The sequence below is a fragment of the Chromobacterium sp. Rain0013 genome (assembly GCF_015291765.1).
Taxonomy (GTDB): domain Bacteria; phylum Pseudomonadota; class Gammaproteobacteria; order Burkholderiales; family Chromobacteriaceae; genus Chromobacterium; species Chromobacterium haemolyticum.
In genome coordinates this window covers 2,600,503-2,614,940 of the sequence record NZ_CP031514.1, presented here as the reverse complement: position 1 = coordinate 2,614,940, position 14,438 = coordinate 2,600,503, and the positions used below count along the sequence as shown (strand labels likewise).

The window sequence follows — 14,438 nt, the reverse complement described above, 5'->3', positions numbered from 1 at the left end:
GCAAGCAACAATATCTACATAATTTAAAGGATTAACACAATGCGGGCACCACGAATCTGTCTCAGCATCATTTAACCAAGATTTGATAATGCACATTTAGCGAACACAGTCGCAATAACATCAACAATCAGAAAATATCAATACAGTCGCGACAAAGAATTCAACACCACGCCAGGTGTTATAATGAAAAAAAGTGTTAGTCAGTAAGCAAAGCCGTTTTTATTGATGCTTTAACAGCTCTCCTTTTTTATTTTTCCACATCATCACCACTGCCTCCTTGCTGGCCAAATCAACCTCTTTAAATGCTTTAGTCTTTCCAGGCAATAGCGGGAAAACTTCATTGCAATGTTTTTTGGCCTTATCCAGACAGGGACCGGATGCGGAAAGCTCCAGGGTGGCATTGCCTGAATTACTTATCTTTTGATTGTCAAAATGATAATCATATCGGGCATGCCGAGGCAGCACCACCAGGGTGGTAGAGATTGATATTCTGGTCTCTATCATGCTTTGCACCTGCGGAGATGAGCTGTCCTCATTTTTTTTCTTCACATCCACGCCATCCCAGGTAATTTTATAATAGCGCTCCTTATCATCCTTGGGCCCTTGATAGATAAACCGTACATGAAAATCCCCCCCCGCGGGCAATATAAGGCGAGAAGGGGTAAATAATAATTCATCACGCTGCTGTGACGTGATAGCTATCACATTCATGGTTTCTGGGCTATCCATAGGCTCCACCTTAACTGTCACCAGTTTAGCAGAAGCCGCGGGGTTTCTAATGCGTTGGCTAACTTGCTGCTGATCCGAAGCCAAGAAAATAGCCAGCTCATCAAACCCAAGCGCCCAAACCGTGCTTGACACCATGCCGCAAGCCAAGGAAAAGCCGAAAGCCTTAATCATCACCAACCTAGTCATTCAAACTCCTTCATTTAAAAAGCCCACTTCTATCAAAGTGGGCGCCATTAAAATTACAGCAATTTACCGAACAGCAACACTCTTTGTAGCTTAAAGAACTTAGCTGAGTTAGTGCGGAGTTTTGCTGATAAAATTATGGGGATGTTATACTCCATCTGACCAATTCGCGGAAAGGATAAGCTTTACAACCCCATTGTATCGACCAAAAGCCATCTCGCTGAAGTTTGCTTTCCCAGGAGCCGGTTTAAGAGTAGTTTTAATGACTCTGGTAAAATTTTGACCTTTTATAGCCAGAGCAGTTGATCCCGTTATGGATAAAATATTCGTTTCTGAACCAGAAGTAAGATCAGCAAAGTCATCTGGATTATCCGTCTTTTGGATTTTATGAGTCATCTGTAGATACTCAGATTCGTCACCACCAGACAGGTTCAATTTATCGGAATTAGTGTCAAGTTTTGCGGTTATATTAAGTGTTTTATAAGCTGGGTGATCAACTCCAGTATTTGGAGTTGCTACAAAAGAAAAATCCGGCAAACTGTGAGTATTGCCAATCACACCATTAATGCTAGCTTGATAATGGGATAAATTGTCCCCAGTTTTCAAACTAAAATTTAAGCCAGGCACCGAAGTAACATTGGTTTTTTCAATAAGCAAACTGATTTGCGCTGACCCGTTATGCGACACTGGACTTGCTGGCGTAGCGGCCGACGCCGCAACGCCGAAGGTCATCAAGGTAGTGGCAAGAGCCGGGAAAACTAATTTTTTAAGCATCTCTTTAATCCCAAGAAAATGAAAAACGAAAGGTAAAGCAGATAAATAATATAAAAATGAGGCGTCACAATAAATCAGAGAACACTTAAAAATAGCATTCGCTTGAGATTTAAGCACCTGTTCAGGATCACGCCAACCAAGACGAGGCCAAGCGAAAACGGCTGAGAAAGCAGAATACTCACGCGCAACACGAGCCTTTCGAAGCGGCCCTCACCGTGCCAGGCCCCACAACGCGAACAGTTTCTTAGAACCTGTTTACGATCTGCTACGCGTCGCGAAACGCGGGTAGGCAGCACCTGAGCACGGCAAGTGGGCGCAAGGTAATATCAGGTCTTTTGTTATCCGCTCTTATTCAGATGTTTTCGCCTTGTCCAGCCCCTAGCTCGCAAGGCGGTTTTTATCGCAAAAATAGTGCATTATTCCTCAAATGCGAATCAGGCTACCCTTAAAATATATCAGCATTATTTTTGACTGTTGACTTAATATCCGCCAAGAGCAGCTAACAAAATCCCTGATATTACCTTGCGCCCACTTGCCGTGCTCAAGTACTGCCTGCGCCGGCTCCCCTTGCCTCAGCCGCGAAACCAACAAGTTTAGCCTCTATTAATAGCTTTCTTGACACAAAAACACGGATATTCTAAATTTAAAGCCATGAAAAACAAATTCAATTATTTTTACTAAAAAGTACTTTAGTGAAAGCATACGGTCATGCATGCCATAAAACGCACGATTTCTTTGCAGCTCCATATTGCTTATTTGTTTATTGGATTACTGCTCAGCTTTGCCTTTATCAGTTCCATCTATCACTATCGGCAAGAAACCCGATTACTTTTAGATGCCGCCGGCAATGCCATGGAGCAAGCAGGCAATCAGACAAGCCAGCAAATTGATCAAATATACCAACCCACCGCAGCTTTTGTGGAGCTGCTTTCTTATCAGCATCTGATGCAGGCAAATACGCTAAATAAACGGCTAGACAGCCTTTCATTCTTAATGATAGGAATGAAGCGCTTGCCGTGGCTTACGTCAAGCTATATTGGCTATGAAAATGGAGATTTTTTCATGTTGCGCCGCTGGCGTTCTGATTTTTCTTCGAACAAGCTTTTTCATGCGCCAGCCAGTACGGGCTGGATAGTGCAAAGCATTACACATACCAGCACAGACATTCTAGGTGAGTTTGTTTATTTAAATGATGATGGAAAAATCCTAGCGCGAGAAGCGAGAGACGATTATCGGTTTGATCCTCGCTCTCGCAATTGGTACAAGACGGCTGTAGATTTTCCGGTATTGGTGACATCTGAGCCTTATCTTTTTTACACAACCAAAAAAAGCGGAGTGACCTTATCACTGCGTGGCGTTAATAATCGAGCGGTAGCGGGGGCGGATATTCAATTAGATGATATTGGGCGCATTCTGCAAAAGCTGCGCATGACACCACACAGTACGCTGGCATTGACGAGTGATCAAGGGACGGTGATTAGCTCGGACTTAGGCGGCGGAGAGGCTAAGGTTGAAAAAAATGGCAAATTAAGCCTGCCAAAACTCAGTGAAATCAACAACCTCGTTTTGAATCAACTGCTACAACTTAAGCAAGAAAATAAAAGCTTAATGTTCAGTGTAAACAATGAGAACTGGCAAGGCACTGTTTTATCAGTACCCGTTCCCGGGGGAAAGTTTTTGAAGTTACTCATTGCAGCACCACATCGTGAGTTGCTTGCAGATGCATTAGCGATACGTAACCACATTTTGTTGGTCACGGCAATTCTCATTTTTTTTGGAGTGGCAATCGCTTTTTGGCTTGCCAAACTGGCGTCACGACCGCTGAAAAAACTCACTGAAGAGGCGGAAAAAATACGTCGATTTGATTTTTCAAATAGAGTCGAAGTGAATTCGACCATTAAGGAAGTTGTAGAACTTTCGCAGTCTTTTGATAGTATGAAATCAACTATTAGACAGTTTCTCGAGCTCTCCACAGCACTTGCTTCAGAAACCCATTTCCCCACACTACTAAAACGCGTGCTGACGGAGTTGCAGCAAGCGTCTAACGCCGAAGGCGGTATACTCCTACTCATGGATAACTCTAACGGCAGTTTTGTGAACGTGAAACACTTATGGCATGGCACTTCTTTGCAAGAAGAGCTTTTATTAGTCATCAGCCCCGATAGCCAGCCCGATCACCCGCTTTTTAACGCATTAAAAAGCCCTAATCACTTATTGGCTCTCGATAGAGAAACGGCTCAAACTCACTTCGGGATGTTAGGAGTCATTGATCAGCCGCTGACATTGCTGGTCATTCCACTGCGAGATCGTAACAATGAATTATTAGGCGTTGTTTCTTTGCTTGTTAATGAAAACGAGACTCGCTTGGACGATGACAGGCTTTCCTTTGTCCAAGCCTTGTCTGGAACGGCCGCAATCGCTCTGCAAACGCAGCAATTTCTTCGTGAGCAAAAAAATCTTCTTGAGTCTTTTATTAAACTGATCGCGGGCGCGATTGATGCTAAAAGCCCTTACACAGGAGGGCATTGCCAGCGGGTTCCCGACTTAACCAAGAAGCTGGCAGAGGCGGCCTGCAAAGAAAGTCAGGGGGTATTCGCTTCTTTTCATCTTAGCGCGGAAGAATGGGAAGAGCTGCATATAGCAGCTTGGCTACATGATTGTGGCAAAGTGACCACGCCAGAGTACGTAGTGGATAAAGCAACTAAATTAGAAACTATTTACGACCGTATACATGAAGTACGCATGCGTTTCGAAGTGATGAAACGAGACGCAGAAATTAGCTACTGGAAAGCAATTGTACAAGGCGCAAATCAAGAACAATTATCGGCGCAGCTTCTTGAGGAGTTGGCTCGGCTGGATGACGATTATTTTTTTGTGGCCAGCTGTAATGAAGGCAGCGAGTTCATGGACCTGGATCGGGTCTCTAGGCTAAAGAAAATTGCGGAAAGAACTTGGGTCAGGACGCTGAGTGACCGCTTAGGAGTCAGTCAAGCGGAGCGGAAGCGTAAGGATATGGAAGGGCTTGAAGTCTTGCCGATCTTGGAAAATGTTTTGGCAGATAAGGCTGATCATATCATAACAAGAGGAACGCATGACAGATTGCCAAGTGACTGTCGTTGGCAATTCCGTATTGAGGTTCCTGAAAATCTATACAACAGAGGCGAGATTTATAATTTATCAATAAAGAGCGGAACTCTTTCGGAGGAAGAACGATACAAAATCAATGAACACATCATGCAGACTATCATCATGCTAAGCGGTCTACCCTTACCTCGGCATTTACGCAATATTGTTGAGATTGCCGGTGGTCATCATGAAAAAATGGATGGGAGCGGCTATCCTCGTCGCCTAAAAAGAGAGGAAATGAGCTGGACGGCAAGAATGATGGCTATCGCTGATATTTTTGAGGCTCTCACCGCGGGAGATCGCCCTTACAAACAAGGTAAGACTTTGTCAGAAGCCATTCACATTATGTCTTTAATGAAAAAAAATCAACACATTGATCCGGATCTCTTTGACTTGTTCCTACGCACCGGCATCTATAGCGAATACGCTCACAGTTATATGGATCCCTCGCAAATTGATGAAGTAAATATCAATGACTACTTATACAAATAAACTTAACAAGTTCCACTCTTGTGATGATGAACATCGCCGTTGTAATCCTGATCTGCCCCCTCCAGCCATACCAGCGATAAGGAGAGAAGTCCTAGGTTTGCATGGTAGTGGTACTGCTTGATAGTTCGGTGGTCCGCTGCTGGCGATAGCATGCCGCAAACACTGCTGGTGATATGCGGCCAATCGAACCGTGGGGGCGCACCTGGTTGTAGTCGTCCTGCCAAGCCGCAATGATCTGCCGCGCTTCTGCCAACGAATCGAAGACATGTTCATTCAGGCACTCATCGCGGAATCTGGCGTTGAAACTTTCAACGTAACCATTCTGCATCGGTCGACCCGGCTGAATCAGAATGTGCCGGATACCATGCGTTCGCGCCCACCCCATAAACACACGACTGGTGAACCCTGGCCCATTATCCGTCCTGACTGCCAACGGATAGCCGCGAAATTGCGCCACCTGATCCAGCATGCGCGTGACGTATTGGCCAGACATCGAGAAATCTACCGCAACCTGCACCGCCTCGTGGCTGAAGTCATCGGCTACCGTCAGGCATTTCAAGCGTCGGCCACAGGCTAACTGGTCGCTGACAAAATCCATGCTCCACACCTCGTTCAACTGCGTGGCCGCCTGCAGTGGCGTACGCACGCCAGTGAGCTTGCGCCGGCGGTTGCGTCGCCTGACGGCCAGGCCTTGCTCGCGGTACAAGCGGTAAACCCGTTTGTGATTGATGCCAGGGAATTCGTGACGCAGCAGATCATGTACCCGCCGGTAGCCAAAACGGCGGCGTGTCTGCGCGATCTCGACGATGCGAGCCGTCAGCTGACACGTCAGCGCATCCGCCTGTGGCGGATGTCGCCAGGCATCTCGGGAGAGCCCCACAAGCCGGCAGGCGCGGCGCTCTGAGAGCGCTAATCCACTGCTCAACATCACGCTAATGGCCTGCCGCTTAGCCTGCGGGGCTAACGCTTTACCCCGAAGGCGACCTTGAGGGCTTCGATGTCGAGATGGGCCTCGGCCAGCAACTTCTTGAGACGGGCGTTCTCGGCCTCCAGATCTCGGGCGCGCTGAAGCTCGGCGACATTCATGCCGCCGTATTTACTGCGCCACTTATAGAAGGTGGCCTCGGAGAAACCGCCCTGCCGGCAGACCTCTTTGATGGCCATGCCCAGTTCGGCCTGCTTGAGAAAGCCAATGATCTGTTCTTCGGTGAATCTGCTCTTCTTCATGTCCGTCATTCTCCTTCAGTGACGGACTTCTCTCTACTTTTGATTGGTAAGGCCTAAGGGGTGCAGATCAGCGGACCTGAGCCTAGATAAGCAAAACCCGCGAATTGGCCAAATCAGATGTATTCGATTACATCAAAGCTTTTTACAATCGAACTAGCCGCTATAGTTACTTGGGTGCATTAGTCGCGAGGCCTTTTGGCGGGCTTCGGCATGAGGCAGAAATTTGGCTAAGGTACGGGACAGTCTACTTATCACGGCAATAAGCCTCTCCTGAAACCACGATTAAGCAATCGCGCAAGCTATTCAACCCCTTCAAGCCCGATTGATTTCCAGGGCCAGCACGTAATATATATTTGTTATTATCCCGGATAAAAACAATGCCTTTTTGATCATCGAGGCCAGCCCCACGGTAAACCATACTGTCGAGATCAAATTGCATTTCAAGTTGATAGTGATCATTGCTCGGGGTGATATTCAAATACATGCCTTCCACTCCTAGCCACTTCCCCGCCCAATCAATATGTTTCAAATCGCTAGCTTCGACAGGAAGCATCAACGCGCCGCAAGTTATTTCCATCGCAATAAAAACTAATTTGTTAATATATGTTGTTGTGTTTTTTGATACAAAACAATATTTTTTCATTAGCTGATACCGTGGCAAATAGTAATTTTTGCGCAAAAACTAAAGAATGGCAAGCAATGTTACATGAACAAATTAGTTTTCGCGAAGTGTAGCATTTGCATGCTACCATTTCTTGGAAAAATACCACCTTCTTATAGCTTTTCTGTGTCAGAGACTAGAGGGAGGTTTAGAAATATTTAGGAAAGTAGGTACGATTCAGCAAATTAAACATCGATTCAATTATTTTAAATAACTGACCAAAGATTTTACAATTAAATTAAAAATGCGCAATGTAAACATCGCGCATCAGGTTTTTAAAACTTATAAGCAACACCGATTTTAAATAAATCAATTTTAACGTCACCCACTGGGGTATACTCATACTCAGCACGCACGTTAAAGTTTTTTGTCAGCTTATAGTAAACACCCAAACCGATTCCAGGTTTTACTAGAGTCGATGTTTCAGAGTTATTTTCAACCCTAATACGTTGCTTCAACTGGTTAAGACTTAGTTTGCCATAAAGGTTAATAGTATCGGAGACTGGGATCGCACCGAGGAAAGCAAAACGCCATGCATCTAGCTTTATGCTCCGATTTGTTTCTTTAGAACTTTTTACCAACTCTCCATTTTCATCCCTAATTTCTTGTTTGTTTTTATTTTTATACTCACCTAAATAAGCATAAGATAGCTCTATCGCAAAGTTTTTATTAAAGCCATAACCTGCGCCTAGCTCGGCAATAGAACCAGCAGACTTATTGTCAAAGGTTAATGCACGAATTTCCGGTATGTATTCATCATTAACGATTAGATTTTTATGCGAAATCTGTTCATTCTCAAGTTTTGAGACATTGAGCCCTGTATTACTAAAAACATAAATACCATTATCAGAAGCTTGTGCGCAAATGGCACACGTAGAAATGTAGAATGCAGCTAAATATTTTTTATGATATCTAAGAGTTAATTTTAACTAGAACGCAACTTCATAATATCAAAAACCTCCGTTCTAGCAATAATGGATCACTTAAATAAATATTTAAACCATATTCGTATAAATACAAAAATAAACGCCGTTGGCATGGCGGCGAAATTCACTTAGCTAGGTGACTTGCTTCCCCGAAACAGAGCCATCCGAAACTTAGTAAATTTCGTCTTGTACGAGGAGAACGGACTTGAAGAAACGGTTCACGGAAGAACAAATTATCAGGTTTCTCAACCAGGCCGAAGCCGGCGTGACGGTGACGGAATTGTGCCGGCAGCATGGCTTTAGCGATGCCTCGTTCTACAATTGGCGGGCTAAGTTCGGCGACATGGAGGTTTCAGATGCCACGGGGCTGAAGGAGCTCGAAACCGAGAATGCTCGGTTGAAGTGCTTGCTGGCCGAGGCTATCTTGGACGCCGAGGCACCCAAAGTCACACTTGGGATAAAGCATTAACCCTGCAGCAGAAGTGTGAGGCGGTGCAGCGGATGCGGAAGATGACCCCTATCTCGGAGCAACGGGCCTGTCGGCTGGTGGGGTTGTCACGCAGTGTCCATGTCTATCAAGCACGGACAACGGTTAGGCTGACTCCAACGGTCAAGTAGGCATGCACCATTCGCGTCTTGGATAATGGCTTTTTCGCATCCAGCAATTATCTCAGGACAAAAAGATCGTGAACAGACTCAAAGAGCCACTAACAAAATTTCTCGATAAAGCGTAAGTAAATCAGGCAACAAGCCAGCTTCAACATAATGCGTATCGAGCCGACGTTCAAAACGAATACGCAACTTGCCAAAACCCGCCAGCCACGCGTGCCTTCACTTAACCACCCAGCGATACCACCCAAGCTTCTCGCTATTTTCAACGCTTCGACGAGCAATTCGGGCCTGGATGCCTCGTCGTCGAAGGTAGTCGTAGCCTTGTCGGGGTGTAGCCGGTCATGCTGTTTCTGTAGCTGGCCCGGTAAACCGGGGATGGCCGGGCTGGCATCGATCAATGACTCAAACACTATTGAGTCATGCTGGTTGGCACCAGTAATACACAGCGCCAATGGCAGGCCACGGCGATCTACGACGATGTGCCGTTTGCTACCGCGCTTGCCCCAGTCGGTGGGGTTAGGCCCAGCTTGCAGGCTCCTCGGAGGGGGCTGGCGACACTCGCCCCGTCGATGCTGGCACGACTCTAATCAATTTGGACGCATTGTCGAAGCTACGTACCAGATGAAGCTGCTCCCAGATATCTTGGAGCTGCTAATCCCGTAGTCGTCGCCAGCAGGTCATGCCGTTGCCGAAGCCCAGCTCCTGTGACAGGTCCTCCCATGGGATACCCGTGGTGAGGACAAATAGGATGCCGTTCAGAGCGGACCGATCATCCAAACGGGTACGGGTTCACAAGGTCATTGAAAGTTGCCAGTAAGTCATTTCCGTGCCGAAGCCCAATTCCTGACGTAGCTCCTCCCATGGAACACCCGCGGTGAGGGCAATTTAGGATGCTGTATAGAGCGAATCAATCATCCAAACGAGCATGGGCCTTTACCACGACAGTGAGCTATCATGGTAAGCAGCAGTTATTACAATTTCCATAGCTTCTGTGAAACAAGTAGGTGTCATACCCGTCTGACAAGCTTTGGCACCAACTTGTCCTGTCGTTTTTTTTAGTGGCTTTAGCGTCTGGCCCGCCGCCCCCCAAGTTTGTTTTGGTTTACATATATTTTGATATTTATTTTTCAAATATAGCTTTTTTTGGGTTTAAATCTCTCACTATGCTCTGCATAGTTATTTTGTTCACTTAAATTTAAATTCCCGGCAATGCATTTATCTTTTTTTGCCTTAGAAATTATTTCAGCCTCCACTTCAACATACAACAATCTTAACTCTGTCAAAGTCATAGAAGATAAAATTTTTTTTGCTTCCATACAAACCTCAAATAAAATCATTTTTACACCACTCAAAAACTCTATTTAGCATAGAGATCAATTATTTCTTCTCTATTAACCCTGTAGAAATTGCATATTGATATAATTCGTAATCATTTCTTAATCCCAGCTTTCTCATTGCTATACTTTTTTGAGAGCTGATAGTCCTATCACTTCTATTTAAACGGCGCGCTATGCTTACAAGTGTTAATCCTTGAGCACAAAGCCTTAAAACCTCTAGTTCTCTTTTGGATAGTTTTATTCCTCCACTATCTTCGCCTGTTGAGCCGACACTAAAAAGCTGACTAATACTAGGGGAAATAAAGGATCGCCCATTAACAGCACTGATAATCGCTGCATGTAAATAATCCAAGGGATCTTTTTTACTAACAATTGTTGATATTCCAAATTTTATTAAACTAGCGATAATGCCAGGGTTGTCCATTGTAGTAAAAAGTACTAGTGCTTTGTCCGCATGTTTCATACGCAACTGCTTAAGCATCTCCATTCCATCCGTCTGTTTTTGATCTCCTGGCATAGAGTAATCAACAACTATTACATGACATTCTTTTTCTTTTAGCAACCCAAATAAGATAGTCGAATTTTCAGCCAATCCAACAACTTTCATTTGAATATCTCGCTCTATCATGCTTTGCAAACCATTAGACACGATAGGGTGATCATCTGCGACTATTATTTTGATCATATGTTTTACCTTTAAAAAACACAATTAAAAAATCAGCCGACATTTACTTCTCCACTAGCAATGCAATTATGTTTTCTTTAAGACTTTCCCAATCTGCCCTTTTAACAAAGCTATTAGATATCTGCGACTTTTTCAATAATTTTTCAGCTTGGATTGCGGTGGTAGACGCTCCCATCACAGACAAAGCCCCTACCAGTGAATGCAATCTCGAAATAAAACAGCTTTGATCATTTGCCGATAATGCTGCATCTAAAAACAATATATCTTCTTTAAGCGCAGCAGATGTTTTTTCGTCGAAATTAAAACCTTGATTTATAATTTGCGTTGGCACAAACATGTTTTCAGAGATGGTTTTTAATATCCCTGCCAATTGATCTAGATTTAATGGCTTAGAAAAGCACGATGACATACCAGCTTTTTCTGCCTCAAATTGAACCTCTTCATTTAAATCGGCAGTCATCCCATAAACAGGCGGGGCTGGATCAAGGCTTTGAACTAGCGCAGATAACTCAAAGCCATTCATGACAGGCATATGAATATCTGTTAGGATTAGATCAATTTTTTTCTTGCTCAAAACTGACAAAGCTTCTTTGCCATTACCAACAATAAAAACTGTTTGATTTAGCAGTTCCAACTGCTGTTTAATTATTTGCTGGCTAATTACATGATCCTCTGCGACTAACACTTTTAAAGATTGGTTAACTTTAGAAAAATCTTTTTTCACTTCACTACTTGATTCTAGTAAATCTAATCCAGCTGCAACTCGGATGCTTTGTACAATGGCTTCTCGAGAGAAAAAAGAAACATAAATTGGATTTTCATTCCAGTCAGGTTGCAAGGGCGCATTTTGAGATAATACGATATCAACTTCTTTCTCCCTGTATTCTTTTTTTTCATCACAAAGAAGCACGTCTAAATCATTTGGTATATCGTTAGAATTGATTAATACAGCAAAAGCACCAAAAGACTCCAGTAATTCCTTTACATAATATTGAAACTCAAAATCATTAGATAACAGTAACCCGACAGATATACCCTGTAATTTTTTTTCAACTTGCCCTGTTTGCATTTCCGCAGGAATAGATACAGTTACTGATGTACCAAGCCCAACTTCACTAAGTATTTTTAATTTGCCATGAAGCAACTCTGTTAATTTCGAGCAAATCGACAGCCCAAGCCCAGTTCCAGGGTGGTAATTTTGAAGCTCGTTTTCTATTTGCACAAATGGCTGAAATAGCTTTTCTTTTTCTTGAGGTGAAATCCCTATTCCAGTATCTGCAACTTTTAAATAAATAATACCATCACCATCTGACTCTTTATGAAAGTTTAAAAAAACTGCAACGCGCCCTTTTTCAGTGAATTTAATAGCATTACTAAGTAGATTATTTATTATTTGCTCAAAGCGCATTTGATCTATAGAAACTTCTGCAGGAAATTTTGGATCTATAAAACAAAATATATCCAACGCTTTATTTTTTGCCATATGTAGTAGCCGTTGCACGCACATCTCAACTACAGTCCTAGCATCACACAGTTCTTTCTTAATCGAAATAGAACCAGCTTCTAGTTTACTAAAATCTAAAATATCGTTAATAAGGGCATATAACATTAAAGATGATTGAGCAACTAGATCTAATTGATTTTTTTGTGCTTTTGTTAATGTGGAATAGCTCAACAACTCCAAGCCATTTATTACACTTCCTAGCGGGGTTCTAATCTCGTGGCTTATTGTCGCCAAAAATAATGATTTCGCTTTATTTGAAGCATCTGCTTTTAGCGCCAATGTATTTAACGCTTTTTGTTTTTTTATAATTTCGCTAATGTCGCGTAAAACACAAAAAATAGCAGGAAAGTTGTCTTGTTTAATTTCGACAGCCTTAACTTCCCAAACCACTTCTTCATTAAGCAATGTTTGAAAAGTAATTTGACCAGTATAAGTTTGGTTGGATATTTTATTAAGTTCGTCAGCTATTTTAATAAAAAAATAGTTTTTTTCTGTCTCTGTTATATTTTTTAAAAACTCTTTAGCAGAAGCATTTGACTTGAGCTCTTTATTACTATTTTTTTCAAAAACATATAACCCAACTGGTGCAAGCTGGAACAGCTTATCATTTAAAATTAAGGTATCTTCCAAAAGCTTAGTACTAATTAAACTTGGCTTTAGTATTTTTTTTTCTATTAATATAGCAAAGACTAACAAAATTAGAGAAATTAGCAGAAATATCAAAAACAACCAATGTATTCCGGCTTCTGCTCCGTGCTTAATCAAATCAAGATTTTGAGTATAACTCAACCTCCAGCCGTATGGCTGGAGGGTTGTTTCTATACTATAATTCTTTAGTTTTTTATTTAAGTATGCATCTATTTTTTCTACGAAATCAAAAAACAAGTAAAAATTATTTTGCGAATTACTTTCTGGTGAAACGTTACTTTTTTAGAAAGGGTATATCCTGAGTTAGGTGAAACTAAGGACAAAAGACCATGATGTAAATCTACTCCACGCCAGATGGAATCCGCAGAAAAATCTATCACTAAATAAGCATCTACTCCACTTTTTGAATGGATTGCTGTCATCATAGTGATTTTTGATAACCCAGTCATTCCTATATCTGGAGGAAAGCTTACTACACTATTAGGATGATCAATAAAATATGAAATATTTTCATTTGATTTATAAGTGTCACTTAACTTCTTTAAAAGTATTTTTTTTTCGCTGTCGTTTTTTGCTATTTTTTTACCTTGCTTTATATAGAAAGGGAAAAAAACAACGTCGCCACTATTAATATCCAATAAATACATATTTTGAATATACTTAAACCTATGTTCTTCTACTCCATAGATAAAAAATACCATGGCAGCAAAAGCATCTAAATCATTGCTTTGGTTTTTTATACTTTTTTCTTTGAGTATTAAAGGAAAAAATGCGTACCCAGATTTTTCTGCTTTTTCAATCGTTATATTTTTTTTAATTAGATGAACAGGTGCAAATTTACTTGCATTAAGTTCTTCCAAAGTGTATTTAAAGCTAAGTATAGCGTTTTCTCTCTGCTCTAGGTTAGATTTGATTTTTTCTTCATATGAAATAAATTGCTTTTCTAAAGAATGCTTTTGTTGATTATTTTCTTGCTTCAAAATATAAATCAAGGACAAAAAAAGCAACAATGAAAATACTGCACATATCCAGTACGCAGATGTGCGCATTATATTTATATTTTCATAAATTTTATTTATCATGGCTGCGTCAGCTAAATTTTGACCTAGATATATTAATATTAGCAAAAATTTTTTTGCCGGCAATAAAATTTTTTACAACTACAAAAACGACTACACAAACCGCTTTTTAAGTATTCCCTGAACGACAAGCTTGAGATTTTCTTTATAATTAAATTTTATTTAGGAATTTTGGTTGATCATATGGGCCATGCTGTGAACAATTACTTTGTTAAGAGCTGTCATCAAAAATCTATTTTTAAAGTACAAGAGCTAGAAGAGCTTGATAAGCTATTAAAACAGTCAGAGCTCTTCGAAACAAAATCCGGTTTAAAGGCAATTCAAGCCTTAAAAAAATGCGTTGATCATTCAGCTGGAAATAAATATATATACTTAACGCAATCTGAAAAAAATGTGATAATGACAGCCATTCGTAAATTACTCGGCTAACTTGCTCCTTATAGCTTGCCCTTATT

At 41.8% G+C, this 14,438-nt stretch carries 11 protein-coding genes and 3 pseudogenes; 4 read left to right on the top strand and 10 right to left on the bottom strand.

Translation table 11 applies throughout. The features are described 5' to 3' along the window. Nucleotides 1-219: 219 nt before the first annotated feature. Together DXT74_RS12210 and DXT74_RS12205 are read right to left on the bottom strand one after the other, a co-directional pair. On the bottom strand, nt 220-915 hold the full coding sequence (locus DXT74_RS12210; RefSeq protein ID WP_194426077.1) for a fimbria/pilus periplasmic chaperone: 696 nt from the start codon (nt 913-915) through the stop codon (nt 220-222). A gap of 144 nt (nt 916-1,059) precedes the next feature. Beyond that, nucleotides 1,060-1,686, bottom strand: a complete 627-nt coding sequence (locus DXT74_RS12205) for a hypothetical protein (protein WP_194426076.1) — start codon at nt 1,684-1,686, stop codon at nt 1,060-1,062. 708 nt (nt 1,687-2,394) lie between these two features. On the opposite strand from DXT74_RS12205, the gene DXT74_RS12200 reads away from it, so the two are divergent. Further along, nucleotides 2,395-5,304, top strand: a complete 2,910-nt coding sequence (locus tag DXT74_RS12200; RefSeq protein ID WP_194426075.1) for an HD domain-containing phosphohydrolase — start codon at nt 2,395-2,397, stop codon at nt 5,302-5,304. A 91-nt stretch (nt 5,305-5,395) separates the two neighbouring features. Here DXT74_RS12200 and DXT74_RS12195 read toward each other — a convergent pair. Next, nucleotides 5,396-6,531, bottom strand: a protein-coding gene (locus DXT74_RS12195) for an IS3 family transposase (protein ID WP_370551721.1) whose coding sequence is annotated in 2 segments (ribosomal slippage) — nt 5,396-6,276 and nt 6,276-6,531 — 1,137 coding nt in all. Because the reading frame shifts where the segments join, the coding sequence is not laid out codon by codon here. An 86-nt stretch (nt 6,532-6,617) separates the two neighbouring features. Here DXT74_RS12195 and DXT74_RS23205 point away from each other — a divergent pair. Then, a pseudogene (locus tag DXT74_RS23205) lies at nt 6,618-6,745 on the top strand (IS3 family transposase); the annotation flags it as partial. Between the two features lie 30 nt (nt 6,746-6,775). On the opposite strand, the gene DXT74_RS12190 reads toward DXT74_RS23205, so the two are convergent. Further along, complete coding sequence (locus tag DXT74_RS12190; RefSeq protein ID WP_194426073.1) at nt 6,776-7,174, bottom strand: hypothetical protein; 399 nt, start codon at nt 7,172-7,174, stop codon at nt 6,776-6,778. Nucleotides 7,175-7,467: 293 nt separating this feature from the next. Next, nucleotides 7,468-8,058: a porin family protein gene (locus DXT74_RS12185; protein ID WP_370551761.1), complete on the bottom strand. Its 591-nt coding sequence runs from the start codon at nt 8,056-8,058 to the stop codon at nt 7,468-7,470. A gap of 265 nt (nt 8,059-8,323) precedes the next feature. Between DXT74_RS12185 and DXT74_RS12180 the strand changes: the two are divergent. After that, nucleotides 8,324-8,703, top strand: a pseudogene (locus tag DXT74_RS12180) (transposase); the annotation flags it as partial. A gap of 122 nt (nt 8,704-8,825) precedes the next feature. Here the strand turns inward: DXT74_RS12180 and DXT74_RS22850 are convergent. The 5 genes and pseudogenes from DXT74_RS22850 to DXT74_RS12155 all read right to left on the bottom strand — a co-directional run. Beyond that, a pseudogene (locus DXT74_RS22850) lies at nt 8,826-9,516 on the bottom strand (IS5 family transposase); the annotation flags it as partial. A gap of 341 nt (nt 9,517-9,857) precedes the next feature. Further along, nucleotides 9,858-10,046, bottom strand: coding sequence for a hypothetical protein (locus DXT74_RS12170; protein ID WP_194426071.1), 189 nt, complete (start codon nt 10,044-10,046; stop codon nt 9,858-9,860). Between the two features lie 61 nt (nt 10,047-10,107). Further along, nucleotides 10,108-10,752, bottom strand: coding sequence for a response regulator transcription factor (locus DXT74_RS12165; protein WP_194426070.1), 645 nt, complete (start codon nt 10,750-10,752; stop codon nt 10,108-10,110). A 43-nt stretch (nt 10,753-10,795) separates the two neighbouring features. Beyond that, nucleotides 10,796-13,141 (bottom strand): ATP-binding protein, encoded by a 2,346-nt coding sequence (locus DXT74_RS12160; protein WP_194426069.1) that lies wholly within the window; start codon nt 13,139-13,141, stop codon nt 10,796-10,798. Continuing rightward, a complete protein-coding gene (locus DXT74_RS12155; protein WP_194426068.1) occupies nt 13,123-14,049 on the bottom strand; it encodes a hypothetical protein in 927 nt (308 codons plus the stop codon). Before DXT74_RS12155 ends, DXT74_RS12160 begins: the two co-directional genes overlap by 19 nt. A 117-nt stretch (nt 14,050-14,166) precedes the next feature. On the opposite strand from DXT74_RS12155, the gene DXT74_RS12150 reads away from it, so the two are divergent. After that, nucleotides 14,167-14,412: a hypothetical protein gene (locus tag DXT74_RS12150; RefSeq protein ID WP_194426067.1), complete on the top strand. Its 246-nt coding sequence runs from the start codon at nt 14,167-14,169 to the stop codon at nt 14,410-14,412. The last annotated feature ends 26 nt before the right edge of the window (nt 14,413-14,438 follow it).